Here is a 15,041-nt window from a genome sequence, read left to right as displayed (position 1 = left end):
CCCCTCCTCTGCGGGAGGGTTCTCAAGTCGGTCTACGAAGGCGCGGCGGGCGGCCCGGAGGCCGCCCTGCCTATTCGGCGGCCTGTTGGAGCGGCTGCGAGCCCATGGCGCGCGCGCCGGCGCCGATCGCCTTCACGATGTTGTGGTAGCCGGTGCAGCGGCAGAGATTGCCCTCCAGCTCCTCGCGGATGGTGTGGTCGTCGAGCTCGTTGCCGAGCCGGTTCACCATGTCGACCGCCGTCATGATCATGCCGGGGGTGCAAAACCCGCACTGGAGGCCATGATGCTCGCGGAAGGCCGCCTGCATCGGATGCAGCTCCGACCCGTTCGCCAGCCCTTCGATGGTGAGGATGTCCGCCCCCTCGCACTGCACGGCGAGAGTGGTGCACGCCTTCACGGCCTGGCCGTCCAGGTGGACCACGCAGGCGCCGCACTGGCTGGTATCGCAGCCGACATGGGTGCCGGTCAGCCGCAGGTGCTCCCGGAGAAACTGAACGAGCAGCGTGCGCGGGTCGACGTCGCCGGAAACCGCCTTCCCGTTCACCGTCATCGATACGGATGCCATCTGTCTCTCCCCCGGGCCGCCGGACGCCCCTGGCCGGATCTCGCGGCCCGGCTCTCTTGCGAACTGTTCCTATCCGACATTGCGGAGGCGCGGCTTCAGGGTCAAGCAGGAAGCCGAACAAGCGTGGCCGACGCTGGCCGCATGGCTGCAACCCGGCCCGCGCGCAGCGCCCGACGGGTTGTCTGTCCGCCTTCGCCCGCCCATCTTGGGCAGAACGACCCGCCCACGACAGAGGCCCCGATGAGCGTCCTCGATCTCTTCCGCCGCGAGAATCCGCCTGCGACCGACAGGAGCGCGATCCCGCAGCGCTCCCCTTCGGGGTTCGACCTCACTCCGCCGTCGCCGGAGGAGCGGGCCGAGCTCGAAGCCGACCTGTCGCCGGAGGAAAGGCAGGTCCTCCTGCACCACGGGACGGAAGCACCGTTCTGCGGCGGCCTCCTGAACAACAAGGAGGACGGCGTCTATTGCTGCCGCGAATGCGGCCTGCCGCTCTTCAAGGCGGAAACGAAGTTCGAAAGCGGCACGGGCTGGCCGAGCTTCTTCGCGCCGTTCGACGAGACCCACGTGCTCGCGATCGAGGACCGCAGCTACGGCATGGTGCGCATCGAGACCCGCTGCACCCGTTGCGACAGCCACCAGGGCCACGTCTTCCCGGACGGTCCCGCGCCGACGCGGCTGCGCTACTGCATCAACTCGGTGTCGCTGGAATTCGTGCCCGACGGCGAGCCGCTGCGCGACCCGCTCGGACGCGGCGACCACCTCTGAACCGGGCTTTGCGGAAGGTCGCCGCGGACGAAGGACGCCTAGTGCTTCGCCTTCGCGAGACCTTGCGCCATCTGGAGGTGCTGCTCCAGGACGGGCAGCGTTTCGGCCGCATAGGCGGCGGCTGCGTCCTTTTTCTTCGCCTCGGCGCGATACTCGCGAACGTCCTTCTCGTGATCGGCAACCATGTGCGCCGCGAAGGCGCGATCGAAGCTGGCGCCTGAAAGCTTCGCCAGCCGGTCGTGATCGGCCCTCTGCTTCGCGGTCGGCTCGGTGGGCGGCGTCACGCCGATTCCGCTCGCTACCGCCGACGCGCGCTCGTTCGCGTGGCTGTGGTCGGTGACGAGCCGCTGGCCGAAGGCCTTGGTCTCGTCCGAATGGCCCTTCTCCTGCGCGAGCCTGCCCATCTGGACTTCGGCAAGGTTGCCCTGCACCGCCTTCGTGATGAAGGCCTGGCCCGGGGGCGATTTCGCGAGTGCCGGGAAGGTGCCGAGGATTGCGGCCACGGCAAGCGTGGCGACCGAAGCGGGCTTCATGGTAGATCTCCTCGCTCTGAGACCGCCAAACGTGCCCCGGACCGCCCTGTTCCGGCCAGGGGCCTGGCGCCTTGACCTTGCTCTCGTCGCAAGGCAAGCCGGCCCTCTTCCATCTCCCGTTTGTCCAGCCAGGAGTGCCGCCCTCGTGAGCGCGCCCGCATCCGTTCTGACCCTGTCCTGCCGCAACCGGCCCGGCATCGTGGCCGCGGTATCCGCGGGGCTCTTCGAGGCGGGCTACAACATCCTCGACGCGCAGCAATTCGACGATGTCGAAACCGGCCTGTTCTTCATGCGGGTCGTGTTCAATCCGGCGGGTGGCGGCGCCGGCTCCGACCTCCGGGAGACCTTCGTCCGGGTGGCGGAGGAGTTCGGGATGACATGGTCCCTGCGCGACGCCGGCGCGAAGCGCCGGGTGATGATCCTCGTCTCGCGCTTCGACCATTGCCTCGCCGACCTGCTCTATCGCTGGCGGATCGGCGAGCTGCCGGCAGAGATCACGGGGATCATCGCGAACTACCCGCGAGAGACCTACTCGCATCTCGATTTCGGCAGCATCCCGTTCCACTACCTGCCCGTCCGCCGGGACACGAAGATGGAGCAGGAAGCCCAGATCTGGGACCTCGTGCGCCAGACCGAGACCGACCTGGTCGTCCTCGCCCGGTACATGCAGATCCTCTCGGACGGGCTCGCGGCGAAGCTCGCCGGGCGGTGCATCAACATCCACCACTCGTTCCTGCCCGGCTTCAAGGGCGCCAAGCCCTACCACCAGGCGCACGAGCGCGGCGTGAAGCTCATCGGCGCCACCGCCCACTACGTCACGAGCGACCTCGACGAGGGCCCGATCATCGAGCAGGACGTCGAGCGCATCAGCCATCGCGACACGCCGGACGACCTCATCCGCAAGGGTCGCGACATCGAGCGCCGCGTCCTCGCCCGCGCGGTCAGGCACCACCTCGAGGACCGCGTCCTCGTGAACGGCCGGAAGACCGTCGTCTTCACCGACTGAACGAAGAAGGGGCCGCCGGGTCCCGGCGGCCCTGGCCATGTCGACCGTGCTCGGGCTCAGCCCTGCGGGGCGCCCATGGAGCCCTGAAGCCGCTCGAGCTGGGCCATGTGGAGGCGGATCAGCGGAAGCGCCCCGCGAGCCACGCGACGCAGTGCGGGATCGTCGCCGTTCTGCGCATAGTTGCTGTGAACCGCATAGGCCTCCTGGTGGCCCATCAGCTGCGTCTGGACGAACAGCGCATCGTATTGCGGGCCGGCCGCAGTGTTCCGGACGCGGGCGATCATCTCGGCCTTCTGCCCATCGCTCGTCATCGGGACGGGCTGCCCGCCCGGGCCGAGAAGGGTGCCGGCCACGGCGCCCGCCGCCATGAAGGGCGCCGCAACGATCCCGCCGACAACACCGCCCGGAGGCATTCCGCCGGCCCCGCCGGCCATCAGTCCCGGAGGCGTGCCGGCGGTCAGCTTGTCCGTCAGCTTCACCTGCTCGACGACCTCTGCCCGCGAGAACTTCTTCAGGCGCGGATCACGGGTCTTCTCGAAGGCGTCGCGGGCCGTCTCCTCCAGCAGCATGCCGCCCTTGGCGGCCATGGCGAGATAGGTCGGCGCCGGGATGCCACCTGCCGCGGGGGCGGGCTGGGCCGCCGTATGCGTAATCGCGAGCGGCGAAGTGGCGAGCATCAGGCCCACAACAAACTGGCGGCGGTACATCTTGGGATCTGCTCCGATTGTCTGATTTCACGACGTCGACGTCGCGCGTTCAAGCAATCCAGCTCGATCTCGCAAGTTCCCCGGCAGTATCTCTCCCCCGGCCTTGTTGGAAAGCGGACGAGGCGTGCCGAAAGCTGCTCGCCCGCCCCGGCGGCCTACTCGGCGGGCGGCACGACGGCCGTCTTCTGCCGCGCCTCCGCGAGCGCTTCCGCCTCGGGCGAGATCCTGGCCATCGCCCTCAACCGCTCCCGCTCGGCCTTGGAGAGCCTGGACTTCTCCAGGGAGGTGAAATCCTCCCGCGCGTGTCGTGCGCTGTGCGCTCCCTCGAAGACCAGGACCTGGTCCTTCAGGACGACGATATCGCCCGGCCGCAGGGTCGGGTCGTCGAGGTACCAGTTCGGGTTCTTGGCCGGGTCGAGGTTGACGATGCTGACCGGAACCGGCGCGGGCTTCGCCTTGCGGGCGACCGGACGCCGCTCGCGCACCGGCTGGCTCCGGCGTGGCCGGACCGTGATGCCGAGCCCGCCGCCGCCGTCCTGGTAATATCCGCCGGGAGCCTGGCGGTACTGGCGCTCTGGCTGCTGGTTGATGCCGAAGAGCTCGCCGATGGCCTCGAAGAGGCCGGCGGCCGAAGCAGGGCTCGGCACCCCGAGCGGGAGCGCGATCGCCGCGGCGATGAAGGCTCCACGGAGCGACTGAGGATTGCGCATGGCGGAACCCTGATCCGGACTTGAGAGATGGGTGAACGCATCTGAAGCTCGGCCGTTCCATGCGTCAACCGAAGCTTAGCAATTCCGTGGGCCAGGCCCGCGGGGCGGCCACGAATCGTGTGCGAAGACGGGTCAGGTGCCGGCGGAGCTGACGGTCGGGCCGAAGATCGCCTCGAACGCCTGACGCAGCGCGATGTCCGCATCCGCCATTGTCACGGGCAGCCCGAGATCGACGAGGCTGGTGACCCCGTGCTCGGCAACGCCGCACGGAACGATGCCTGAAAAATGTGACAGGTCGGGCTCGACGTTCAGGCTCACGCCGTGGAACGTCACCCAGCGCCGAACCCGGATGCCGATGGCCGCGATCTTGTCCTCGACGGTCTCGCCCTTGTCCGGCCGTCGCACCCAGACACCGACGCGATCCTCTCGACGTTCGCCGCGCAGGTTGAAGGCGTCGAGCGTCAGGATCAGCCAGGCCTCGAGTGCCGCCACGAAGCGCCGCAGATCCGGCTGACGGCGGCTGAGGTCGAGCATGACATAGGCCACGCGCTGGCCTGGGCCGTGATAGGTGTACTGCCCGCCCCGGCCGGTGCGAACCACCGGGAATCGCCCGGGCTCGACCAGGTCGCGATCATTCGCCGAGGTACCGGCCGTGTAGACGGGCGGGTGCTCCAGCAGCCAGACGAGCTCACGGGCCTTCCCGTCCGCAATGGCGGCGACGCGCTCGTCCATGAAGGCGAGCGCCGCCTCATACGGGACGAGGGCGTCCTCGATCCGCCATTCGACCGGCGGAGAGCCCTCAACGGGGAGCATGGCCAGGGCGAGGCCGTCCCGGCCGTTTACCAAGGGTTCACCCTGTTTCGATGACATCGTAACCGTTCGAGAGGCGCGATCGTGGGCATCGCCAGGGGTTCAGGCACGGTGAGCGAATTGGACAGCCTCCATGTAGACCTGACGGTCCAGCTTGGCACCACCCGCATGCCGCTTCACCAGCTGCTGAAGCTCGGCCGCGGGGCCATCGTCGAACTCGATGGCAGCGACGCCGAGATCGTCGACATCCTCGTGAACGGCCACCCGATCGCCCGCGGCAATGTCGTGGTGACCGGTCGCGCGATTTCCATCCAGGTGACGGAGATGATCCGGAAGGAAAGCGTCATCCGGCAGGGCGGCGTCCGCATCGGGGGCGATGGCGCGCCGCCGTTCAACCTCGTCACGGCATTGGAACGGCCCGCGGCAGCATAAATCTCAAAACCGGGCTTGTTCCGCCGGATTCGAAGTGCTACCAGCGCGGCTCCGGCGAGGCCCTCGGGCCTCGTTTCTGTTGCGGCCGTGGCGGAATTGGTAGACGCGCTAGCTTGAGGTGCTAGTTGGGAGACCAGTGGAGGTTCGAGTCCTCTCGGCCGCACCAAACGACTTAGTCGCTTGGTGCCAAATAATCAGCGGAAATCGCTAGCTTAGGACGACCCTCTCCCAGGACAGGGACTTGGTCGTGGCGCGCAGGATGCGCAGCCCTCAAAGAGCCCCGCGCTGGGCACAATCCTTTCCCCTACAGCGAACGAATCCCACACTGCAGTCAGCCCGAGAGCGGGTCATCGCGCTCCGCTTCGGAGATCCGCGGCGCCTAGCGGAATGAGCCGATTCGGCTCACCGCCAGGCGGGGACGCTACCGGCCACGATTCGCGGCCCGGAGATCTGCCTCCCGCAGCTTCCGCAGGGATCGCGCGGCTTCAGGCCACCAGCATCACCATCAGCGTGATCGTGGCGAAGGTCGAAGCCAGGAATCCTGCGAGTCGCGTGGCGATTCCCATCGCGTCGGGAACCGCTTTCGCCTTCACCACGTCCATTTTGTCGCTCCGCAAATCAAAGTTGGCCAATCAGCGCAGAACGGCGTCGTTGGTTCCCGACCTAACCGCGCTGAGTAGGAAGAAAGACGTCCGCCTTCAGGATGAAAGCGGTGCCGGCGCATCGCGTCAGCGGGATGCGAGAGGCGACGGGACGGCCCGAACCAGGGTCGAAACATTGTCGGCGGTTCGAAGCTCGGCCGTGCGCCCGGAGGACAGGTTGAAGTTGGGCCGGCAATCGCCGGCGGCCAGGAGCCATGCCTGGTCCGTGCACCTCGCCCCGCCGTCGACGCGCCCGCGATCGCCCTTGGCGCTCTTGTTCACGTCGACGGAGCGAAGGGCCCTTGGATCGGCCGCGGCGAAGGTGAAACTGGCGGGAGCCGGATCGCCTGCCCGATCGTAGAAGAGCTTGCCGGCCGGGTGGCCGGTACCGCGCTCCGCACCGGGGAAGCCCGAGACGATACCGGCCGAGAGAATCGCGCTGATGCCCGCCAACTTGAGGGTGGTGATCACGTGAGCCTCCATCGGCCTCTCCGGCCTTGTTTGATGGAGGCGCTTCTAGATCGCCCCGTTTTCAGCGGTCTTGCGCCGGGGCATGGTCTGATTTCGTGTTCGAACGGTTTGTTTCGCGCCGCGGCAGCTCGGGAAATAAACCGCCGCGCGAGCGCTTCTCCGCACCGCCGCTTCGTGAACGCCGCTCAGCGTTCGCGGCCCTCCGGGGAGAAGAGGTAACCGGCTCCGCGCACCGTCTGGATGATTCTCGGCTGCCCCGGATCCGGCTCGATCTTGCGGCGAATGCGGGTGATCCGGACATCGATGGCGCGATCGAACGGCTCGTCGTCGCGCGCGCTGGCGAGGTCGAGGAGGCGCTCCCGGGTGAGAACCCGCTGCGGGTTTTCCGCGAAGGCCTTCAGCAGGCTGAACTCGGAGGCGGTCAGCGGATGGATGGCATCCTCGTCGTCGCGCAGATGGTGAGCATCGAGGTCGAGCCACTTCGTGCCGAAACGGATGCGCCGGTTCTTCTGGGCGGGCGCCGCCTCGCCCTGCCCGCTTCGCCTCAGGACGGACCTGATCCGCGCTACGAGTTCGCGGAGTTCGCACGGCTTGGCCACGTAGTCGTCCGCCCCGATCTCGAGGCCGACGACCCGGTCGATCGGACTGGCCGTCGCAGTGAGCATGATGACCGGCGTGCCGTTCTGTCGCTTCAGATCGCGCACGATCGAGAGCCCATCCTCCTCCGGCATGTTCAGGTCGAGGACGATGAGGTCCGGGCTCGCCGATTTGAGCTCGCGCCTGAGACTCGCGCCGCCGTCGCAGAGCGTCACCGTGAAGCCGTGCATCTTCAGGTAGTCGCCCACCATCTCGCGGGCAGGCGCTTCGTCGTCGACGACAACGATATGGGGGGTGGAAGCCATCGCTGCCTACTCCGGATCCGGAATGGAGATCGTGAAGGTCGCGCCGTGACCCGGCCCGGCGCTTTCGACGGAGATTCGGCCGTGATGCAGGTCGAGTATGCGCTTGGCGATGGAAAGCCCGAGCCCGGTGGAGCTTTCCCCGCCCGTGGGCTTGGCCGAGAGGCGCTGGAACCGGCCGAAGACCCGGCCGACATCCTCCGGGGACAGGCCCGGTCCGTTGTCGCGGACGTGCACGATGGAGTCTGCCCCCTCCCGCCGCAGCTCGACCCGGATGGCGCCCCCGGTGGGGCTGTATTTGATCGCGTTGGAGACGAGGTTGTCCACCGCCTCCCAGAGCCTGTCCTGATCGCCGCACGTCGTGAGCGATTCAGGACCCGCCATCGTCAGCGCCTGATCCTTGCGCTCCGCGAGCGGCCGGTTGGCCTCGACGACGTCTCCGACGAGCGCGGCCAGATCCAGCGGCTCACGCCGGATCGTGACGTCGAGCGCGTCGTTCATGGCATCCGTGATGAGCGTATCGACCATGTTGGTGAGACGCTTGGCGGAATCCCGGACATGGCGGATCTGATCCCCGACCTGGCCATTGGGAACGGGCTGCATGGCCAGGAGGTCGGACAGCATCTCCGAACGCCCCATGATCACGCCGAGGGGGTTCTTCAGGTCGTGGGCAATCGTGCCGAGTATCTCGGTCTTGAAACGGTTCGCGCGCCTCAGCTCGGCGGTCTGCGCGGCAAGACGATGGTTGGCGCTCTTGAGTTCAGCCGTACGCTTCAGGACGCGCTCCTCCAGCCGCAGATTGGCATCCTGCAGCTGCTGATAGAGGATCACGTTGTCGAAGGCGATGGACAAGCGGCTGGAGAAGACTTCGACAAGCGCCCGGTTCGTGTCCGACAGGCTCTTCGCGGCTTCGAGGAGGACGATGACCTCCCGTCCGCTGCCCGTCTTCACATAGAGAACGGAGCGACGCTCCATGAAGTCATGGCAGCGGCGCTCGAAGGCCTGCTTCACGACGTCGTTCAGCTCCCGCTCGCGCTCGAACTCCGCCACGTCCTCGACGAAGCGCCGGTAGCAGCCGGAGCCCGCCAGGATGGAGAAGCTCTCCTGCTCCATCCCGTCCTCCCGCAGGACGAGGATGCCGGCGCAATCGACCTCCAGCAGGGAGGCGAGCTGGGTCAGCACGCCTTCGGCGAGGCGCTGCATGGAGCGGAAGTCGAAGAGCGTCGAGGCGGCCTCGATGATGATCTCCAACCCGCGGCGCGTCTCCACCATCCGCTGCAGTTGCTGGTAGCTGCGCAGCGCGGCCGTGATGCTGGTGAACAGCTTGTCGGCGGTGAGCTCTGTCTTCGCCTTGTAGTCGTTGATGTCGTAATCGACGATCACCCGGCGCTCGGGAGCCTGGCCCGGCTGCCCGGTCCGCAGGATGATGCGGACGGTCTCGTTGCGAAGCTCGTTTCGGATAAAGCCGACGAGGTCGAGGCCCGCCGTCTCGGTTTCCATCACGACATCGAGCAGGACGACCGCGATGTCCGGGTAGCGGGCCAGCAGTTCGCGGCCTTCCTTGGCCGAGTGGGCGGAGAGGATCTCCAGCCCCTGCCCGCTGAGCTTGTAGTCGTAGAGCGCGAAGCGCGTTCCCTCGTGAACGGCCGGGTCGTCGTCGATGACGGCCACCCGCCAGGGCGGCAGCATCTCGCCCGCGGGAGCCGGCTCCACGTCGTCCAGGAGCGCAATCAGCTCGTCGCCGTCAGACATGTCCAGCCTCCGCCCGCACACCATCACCCCGGCTAGCTTCGCGGGGCGCGACGAGCGGCAGCACGATCAGGAAGGTTGCACCGAGCCCGGGGCTCGAAGACAGGATGATCCTGCCCCCGAGCCGGGCCGTCACGAGATTGTAGACGATATGCAGTCCGAGTCCCGTTCCGCCTGAGCCACGCCGGGTGGTGAAGAAGGGATCGAAGGCGGAGCGCTGCACCTCTTCCGTCATCCCGTGGCCGTCGTCCCGGAACAGGATCTCGACCTCGTCGCGGCCGCGCAGGCGGGCGGACACGAAGATCGTGCCGCCCGGCCGGCCGTCGAAGCCGTGGTGAAGCGAATTGAGGAAGAGGTTGGTGAGGATCTGCCCGAGCGGGCCGGGATAGCTGTCCATCCCGATGCCCTCCGGCACCTCGACGATCAGCTGCACCTCCGAGGTCTTCAGCGTCGGCCGAAGGCTCGCCAGGATCTGCTCCATCGCGTGGCCGAGGTCGAAGGTCCGCCGTTCCGCCTGGCTGCGGTCGACCGCGACCTGCTTGAAGGATTGCACGAGCTCGCCCGCCCGCATGAGGTTGGAGACGAGCTGGTTCGCGGCGGTCGCCGTCGACCGGGTGAACTCGTCCAGCCGCGAGCGGCGGATCTGGCCGGTGGCCACCTCCGCGGCGAAATCCTCCGCGCGGCGGGCCAGGCTGGACGCGACCGTGAGGCTGATCCCGACGGGATTGTTGACCTCGTGCGCCACCCCTGCGACCAGGCCGCCGAGGGCCGCCAGCTTCTCCGCCTCGATCAGGCTCGTCTGCGTCTCGCGCAGGTCGGTCAGCGCCCGTTCGGCGCGCTCCTTGGCCTGACGCAGGTCTTCCTCGGCGCGCCGCTTGGCGATGGCATTCTCGCGGAAAACCTCGACCGCCCGGGCCATCTCGCCGATCTCGTCTCCCGCCGTGAGGCCCGAGACGCGCCGGTCGTAGTTCCCGGAGGCGATCGACAGCATGGCGTTGCGAAGATCGGCGAGGGGCTCGCTGATGCTCTTGGCAATCTGGATGCCCATGAGGACGACGAGCACCACGAAGGCAAGCGCCAGGAGGCTCAGCCGCACGGCCACGTCCTCCAGGGTCTGGTCGAAGCGGCGCTGCGCGGATTGCTCGAGAGCGTGGATGCCCCCGGTCAGTCGGTCGATCGCGGCCGACATCGCCTCCGCATTCCCGTCCACGGCCTCGCGCAGGAGGCGCGACTGGTTCGCGAACTGCTCCTGGAGTTCGTCGATCCCCGTCTCGAAGAGGTCGGCCCGCTCCTCGAGGCCGAGGAGGGCCCGCCGGCGGATCTCGTCGCCGCCGGACAGGTCGGCCATCACGGGCGCGGTCCGCTTGATCACCTTCGCGTAGGCCTTCGCCTCCGCGGCGGCGGGCGACGAATTCGAAAGATAGAAGGCGTTCGCGGCCAGCATCATGGCGTTGAACGCCTCGCGCGACTTGCTCAGCGCCGGCCAGATCAGCGATGCCGGGTCGGTGGTGGCGTTCGTGACCAGCGCATAGAGGTTCGCCATGTCGCGCGAGGCGCGCAGGACCTTGCCGTCGTAGATGAAGGTGATCGCCGTCCGCGCGTCCCGCAGTTGGTCGAAGCCGGCGACGTAGCGCTCGGTGATCTCCGTCAGCGGCCGGCTCGCATCCGCCAGCAGGGGATCCAGCCGCGCCTGAACGCGAAGCTGGCTGATCAGCGTCTCGCGGATGTCGATGATCTTGGCGTGGACGTCCGGGTCGCTCTGGGCGAAGTAGCGGTGGATCAGGCTCTGCAGCTGCTCCGCATCGCTGTCGAGCGAACGGAGGAACCGCTCGGAAGAGCGCACCCGGCGCAGATCCGACCAGGCATCCCCGAGAACCCTCGCGCCGTTCCAGATCAGGGCGAGCAGGAGCAGGGCCACTGCCGAGTTGAACACCGCGATCGCCAGGATGCGCCAGCGGATCGGGGAACGCCGCACAACCCGCTCGAGGGCTGCGGAGGTTCGCCGCTCGGATGTGGCCGAGCTCCCGATCTGCTCAGGGCGCGCGAGCATGGGGCTACCGCATCGCCTCGATGCGACGCGCGAGGTCGCGCATCGCGGGGTCGGCGAGGAACTTCTCCCGGACCGGGGCGGTGGCGTCCCGGAACGCCTTCCGGTCGATCTCCGTCACGACGGCCGTGGAGGATGCGAGCTGCCGCATCTCGCGCTCGTACTCGATCCACCGGGCGCGCATGAACGAAGCCGATTGCCGCGCCGCCTGCCGGAAGATCAGCCGATCCTCGGCCGAAAGCCCGTCCCAGGCCTTGGCGGCCATCACCACGATTTCCGGCGCCCGCACGTGCTCGGTGAGGGCGATGTAGGGCGCGGCCGAGCTGTGCCCCGTCGACACGTAGGACGGCCAATTGTTCTCCGCCCCGTCGACGAGCTTCATCTGCAGCGCCGCCAGCACCTGGCCGTAGGACAGGGTGACGGGCTTGCCGCCGAGGGCGCGGACGAGGTCATCCATCACCTCAGATTGCTGCACCCGGATCGTGAGCCCTTGCACGTCCGCCGGCGTGTTGATCGGCCGGACGGCGTTGTAGAGCGATCGCGCGCCGGAATCGTAGAAGGTGAGACCGACCAGGCCGGCCGGCCGGAAGCTCTCCAGGATCTCCTGTCCGATCTCGCTCTGGAGCACGCGATCGAGATGCTCCTGCGAGTCGAACAGGAAAGGGAGCGTCAGGACCTGCGCGAGGGGCGCGATGTGGGCCAGGGGGGTGACGTTGACGCGATTGATGTCGATCGCCCCCACCCGCGTCTGCTCGATCGTGTCCTTCTCCTCGCCGAGCTGGCGGGAGTGGAAGACCTGAATGCGGTGCCGCCCCCCGGTTCTCTCGCGGACGAGCCGGTCCATGAACTGGAGGGCCTGGACGGTCGGATAGCCCTCGATCTGGTTGTCCGCAGCGCGGAACGTGCGCGCCGACGCTGGCTGGACGAGCAGCCACCCCGCCGCGAGCGCGATCCCCATCAGCGCTTTGCGCCACCTCGCCAAGGCTCGTCCTCTCCCGGGACTTATCGACACGATGCTACCCCGATCCGGGAGACGGACGCCAGCAGGGGGACCGATCCCGCTCGCCGGGCTAGGGCCTAGCCAGGGTGTGTTTCCGGCACATTGCGCCCGTCCTCGTCCTCGATGGAGATCCTGGCGCCCGGGGCGATCGTCGCCAGAGCCAATCCGACCCGCCGGCGGAGGGTGGCGTGATCGCCGACGTCCGCGGCGGGCGGCTCCTCCGGCGGCCGCACGACGACGGCAAGCTCGGATCCGGGAGCTCGCGTCCCGACATTGGTCCTGAACGCCGAGATGATGCCGGCGCGGACCAGCCCGTTCAGGCGGGCGTTCAGATCACCCCAGGACGCCATACTCGCTTCACTTTCGATGCCTGGCGAACGGGTGGGTGCTGCTCAGCCCGCCGTCGACCGCAATCGCCTGGCCGTTGACATACGAGGCCTCGTCGCTGGCGAGGAAAAGCGCGGTCGCGGCGACTTCCTCCGGCAGGCCGGCCCGGCCGAGCGGATTCAGCTGGCCGATGCGGTCCTCGGTGCCACGGGCGCGCGCCGCCTCGAACAGAGGCCGCGTCATCCCCGTCTCGATCAGGCCGGGACAGATCGCGTTCACCCGGATGCCCGTCCCCGCGAGCGCATTGGCGGAGGTCTGCACGAGGCTGATCACGCCGGCCTTGCTGGCGCTGTACGGAGCACCCGCGGCGTTCGCGCGAAGCCCTGCCACGGAGGCGGTACAGAGGATCGACCCGCCACCGCCCGCCGTCAGGACCGGCGCACCATGCTTGATGGCCAGGAATGCGCCGACCAGGTTGACGCGCAGGAGCTCGGTCCAGAGATCGACCGACTGTTCCAGCAACGGGACCATGCCGCCGCTGATCCCGGCATTGGCGTAGATGATGTCGAGCCCGCCGAACTCGTCCACGGCGCGCCCGATAAAGCGGCAGACGTCGGGCTCGCTCCCGGCATCGGCACTCAGCGCGATCCCGACCTGTCCGGCAGACACGATGGATCGGACCGTCTCTCCGACCGCTTCCTCATCCCGATCGACGGCGAGGACCACGGCGCCCTCAGCGGCAAAGAGACGCGCACTCGCGCGACCGATGCCGCTGCCCGCCCCCGTCACTATCGCACGTTTCCCGGCAAGCCGGCCCATTCGCGCCCTCCCGAGTTGTCAGCCTGCGGCCGATGGCTGAAGAGAACCCATGCTTTGCGAGGATATGCGTGGCAACTGATCCCACCCAGGAATTGTCATCCGGGGCCGTTGCAGGCCGAGCCCCGACCTTCGTGCGGACCCGCTGGTGGTGGATCCGCCATGCCCCCGTCCGGAGTGACGGCGGCCGGATCTACGGCCAGTCGGACATCGACTGCGATTGCGGCGACACCCACATCTTCGAGGCGCTCGCGACAGAGCTGCCGAAGGATGCGCTCTGGGTGACGAGCCATCTCGGGCGAACCCGCCAGACTGCCGAGGCGCTCTGGGATGCCGGATACCTGTCCGGCGGCGCCGAGGCTCCCTCCCCCACCGTGATACCCGACTTCGCCGAGCAGAACCTCGGCGAGTGGCAGGGGCTCGACCGGGCCGGGTTCTTCGCCGGGCGCCGGCCCATGGCGGCGAGCTACTGGTTCGCACCCGCGGACGAGCGCCCGCCGGGAGGCGAAAGCTTTGCTGACCTCTGCCGGCGCGTCTCGGCGGCGATCGATCGGCTCACCGCGGCTCATGCGGGCCGGGACATCATCGCGGTCGCACATGGCGGCACCATCCGCGGGGCAATCGCCCACGCGCTCGGCCTCGATCCGCAGGGGGCGCTGGCCTTCGCGGTGGAGAACTGCTCGCTGACCCGGCTGGACCACTTCGCCGGGGACGGCGCGGCCGGCTGGCGCGTCGGCGTCATCAACCGGCATAGCTGGGGCCAGACCAACCCGTCCCGGCACACCGCCCAGGGCTGAGCGAAGACCTCAGGGCCGAAGCACTAAACGGTCAGGGTGGCGGAAGGGATAGCCCGCCGCCCCCGCCTGACGGGATTGCGCCCTGGGGCAGCCCTGGCCGGTTGCCGCCTCCGCTCCCGTCGGGAGCGCGACGGCCCTCCTCCGACGGGCGCCGCCGCGCCTGGGCGGGCTTCTCGGCCGCGACGGCGGGAGCATCGCCGCAGGACTGGAAGGCGAGCGGGCCGAGGAGGGGCCGGCCGTCCTCGGCCACCACGCGGAAGGACGCCGGCAGCTCCCTGGCGCCTGCCTTCCAGTCGATCCGGCTGCCGCTCGCCTCCTCGAGGCGAGCGGGCGAGCCTCCCTGCCGCATCTGGTCGAAATCCGGCCCGTAGGCCGTGGCGGACCGGCCGTTCACGACGACCTGCAGGACGAGGAGCCTCTCCCGCGACAGCGGGCGGAGAGGGTTGTCCTCCAGCATCGTCCCGATGCGGGTCACCCACACCCGAACGTTTCCGGCCGCATAGACGGCGGCGCGAGGCAGGCAGCTGTCCGGCGATATTCGCTCGGCCGGGGGCGAGGCAAGCTCCTGGGCGAGGCCGGGAGTGGCCATGGCGGCGGCAAGGAGGGCGAGCAGAGACCTGTGCAGCTTCACCGGCTCCGTTCCGTATCCTCAGCCTGCTCGCGCCTTCGTGAAAGGGCCTGGCACATCGAGCCTCGCGGCCGAGACCGATGGGTCCGGTGCCGCCCGGCGATGCACCGGCGCTGTTTACGCGAGGAGACGAGGTTT

17 protein-coding genes and 1 tRNA gene are annotated in these 15,041 nt (G+C 68.4%); 5 read left to right on the top strand and 13 right to left on the bottom strand.

Going from position 1 to position 15,041, the window contains the following annotated elements:
• Positions 1–70 precede the first annotated feature (70 nt).
• On the bottom strand, positions 71–565 hold the full coding sequence (locus tag ACO2SS_RS14025; protein ID WP_423278292.1) for a (2Fe-2S)-binding protein: 495 nt from the start codon (positions 563–565) through the stop codon (positions 71–73).
• A gap of 240 nt (positions 566–805) precedes the next feature.
• On the opposite strand from ACO2SS_RS14025, the gene msrB reads away from it, so the two are divergent.
• Positions 806–1,330: a peptide-methionine (R)-S-oxide reductase MsrB gene (gene msrB, locus ACO2SS_RS14020; RefSeq protein ID WP_423278291.1), complete on the top strand. Its 525-nt coding sequence runs from the start codon at positions 806–808 to the stop codon at positions 1,328–1,330.
• Positions 1,331–1,368: 38 nt separating this feature from the next.
• Here msrB and ACO2SS_RS14015 read toward each other — a convergent pair whose 3' ends face one another.
• A complete protein-coding gene (locus ACO2SS_RS14015) occupies positions 1,369–1,863 on the bottom strand; it encodes a DUF4142 domain-containing protein (protein WP_423278290.1) in 495 nt (164 codons plus the stop codon).
• Between the two features lie 145 nt (positions 1,864–2,008).
• Here ACO2SS_RS14015 and purU point away from each other — a divergent pair, with 145 nt between their 5' ends.
• Complete coding sequence (gene purU, locus ACO2SS_RS14010; RefSeq protein WP_423278289.1) at positions 2,009–2,869, top strand: formyltetrahydrofolate deformylase; 861 nt, start codon at positions 2,009–2,011, stop codon at positions 2,867–2,869.
• A gap of 56 nt (positions 2,870–2,925) precedes the next feature.
• Here the strand turns inward: purU and ACO2SS_RS14005 are convergent, their stop codons facing one another.
• From ACO2SS_RS14005 to lipB, 3 genes are all read right to left on the bottom strand, one after another.
• Positions 2,926–3,576: a DUF4142 domain-containing protein gene (locus ACO2SS_RS14005; RefSeq protein ID WP_423278288.1), complete on the bottom strand. Its 651-nt coding sequence runs from the start codon at positions 3,574–3,576 to the stop codon at positions 2,926–2,928.
• Positions 3,577–3,731: 155 nt separating this feature from the next.
• A complete protein-coding gene (locus ACO2SS_RS14000) occupies positions 3,732–4,286 on the bottom strand; it encodes a hypothetical protein (protein WP_423278287.1) in 555 nt (184 codons plus the stop codon).
• Between the two features lie 132 nt (positions 4,287–4,418).
• Positions 4,419–5,156, bottom strand: coding sequence for a lipoyl(octanoyl) transferase LipB (gene lipB / locus ACO2SS_RS13995; protein WP_423278286.1), 738 nt, complete (start codon positions 5,154–5,156; stop codon positions 4,419–4,421).
• Positions 5,157–5,207: 51 nt separating this feature from the next.
• On the opposite strand from lipB, the gene ACO2SS_RS13990 reads away from it, so the two are divergent.
• Positions 5,208–5,528, top strand: coding sequence for a FliM/FliN family flagellar motor switch protein (locus ACO2SS_RS13990; RefSeq protein WP_423278285.1), 321 nt, complete (start codon positions 5,208–5,210; stop codon positions 5,526–5,528).
• Positions 5,529–5,609: 81 nt separating this feature from the next.
• Positions 5,610–5,694: transfer RNA gene (locus ACO2SS_RS13985), tRNA-Leu, on the top strand.
• A gap of 562 nt (positions 5,695–6,256) precedes the next feature.
• Here the strand turns inward: ACO2SS_RS13985 and ACO2SS_RS13980 are convergent.
• The 7 genes from ACO2SS_RS13980 to ACO2SS_RS13950 form a co-directional block, all read right to left on the bottom strand.
• On the bottom strand, positions 6,257–6,640 hold the full coding sequence (locus tag ACO2SS_RS13980) for a hypothetical protein (RefSeq protein WP_423278284.1): 384 nt from the start codon (positions 6,638–6,640) through the stop codon (positions 6,257–6,259).
• A gap of 185 nt (positions 6,641–6,825) precedes the next feature.
• Positions 6,826–7,542: a response regulator gene (locus ACO2SS_RS13975; RefSeq protein WP_423278283.1), complete on the bottom strand. Its 717-nt coding sequence runs from the start codon at positions 7,540–7,542 to the stop codon at positions 6,826–6,828.
• A 6-nt stretch (positions 7,543–7,548) separates the two neighbouring features.
• Entirely contained in the window at positions 7,549–9,291 is a 1,743-nt protein-coding gene (locus tag ACO2SS_RS13970) for a DUF3369 domain-containing protein (protein ID WP_423278282.1), read from the bottom strand.
• On the bottom strand, positions 9,284–11,263 hold the full coding sequence (locus tag ACO2SS_RS13965; RefSeq protein ID WP_423278281.1) for a sensor histidine kinase: 1,980 nt from the start codon (positions 11,261–11,263) through the stop codon (positions 9,284–9,286). Before ACO2SS_RS13965 ends, ACO2SS_RS13970 begins: the two co-directional genes overlap by 8 nt.
• A gap of 79 nt (positions 11,264–11,342) precedes the next feature.
• Positions 11,343–12,317 (bottom strand): TRAP transporter substrate-binding protein, encoded by a 975-nt coding sequence (locus ACO2SS_RS13960; RefSeq protein ID WP_423278280.1) that lies wholly within the window; start codon positions 12,315–12,317, stop codon positions 11,343–11,345.
• A gap of 95 nt (positions 12,318–12,412) precedes the next feature.
• Complete coding sequence (locus ACO2SS_RS13955) at positions 12,413–12,685, bottom strand: hypothetical protein (protein ID WP_423278279.1); 273 nt, start codon at positions 12,683–12,685, stop codon at positions 12,413–12,415.
• Between the two features lie 7 nt (positions 12,686–12,692).
• Positions 12,693–13,481 (bottom strand): SDR family NAD(P)-dependent oxidoreductase, encoded by a 789-nt coding sequence (locus ACO2SS_RS13950; protein ID WP_423278278.1) that lies wholly within the window; start codon positions 13,479–13,481, stop codon positions 12,693–12,695.
• A gap of 68 nt (positions 13,482–13,549) precedes the next feature.
• Between ACO2SS_RS13950 and ACO2SS_RS13945 the strand changes: the two genes are divergently transcribed.
• Positions 13,550–14,275, top strand: coding sequence for a histidine phosphatase family protein (locus ACO2SS_RS13945; RefSeq protein WP_423278277.1), 726 nt, complete (start codon positions 13,550–13,552; stop codon positions 14,273–14,275).
• 31 nt (positions 14,276–14,306) lie between these two features.
• On the opposite strand, the gene ACO2SS_RS13940 is transcribed toward ACO2SS_RS13945, so the two are convergent.
• Positions 14,307–14,906 (bottom strand): hypothetical protein, encoded by a 600-nt coding sequence (locus ACO2SS_RS13940; RefSeq protein ID WP_423278276.1) that lies wholly within the window; start codon positions 14,904–14,906, stop codon positions 14,307–14,309.
• Between the last annotated feature and the right edge of the window lie 135 nt (positions 14,907–15,041).

It is taken from the genome of Enterovirga sp. CN4-39, from assembly GCF_049446235.1.
GTDB lineage: Bacteria > Pseudomonadota > Alphaproteobacteria > Rhizobiales > Beijerinckiaceae > Enterovirga.
Note: the sequence above shows the minus strand (reverse complement) of the source record. Positions and strands in the feature narration are given on the sequence as shown.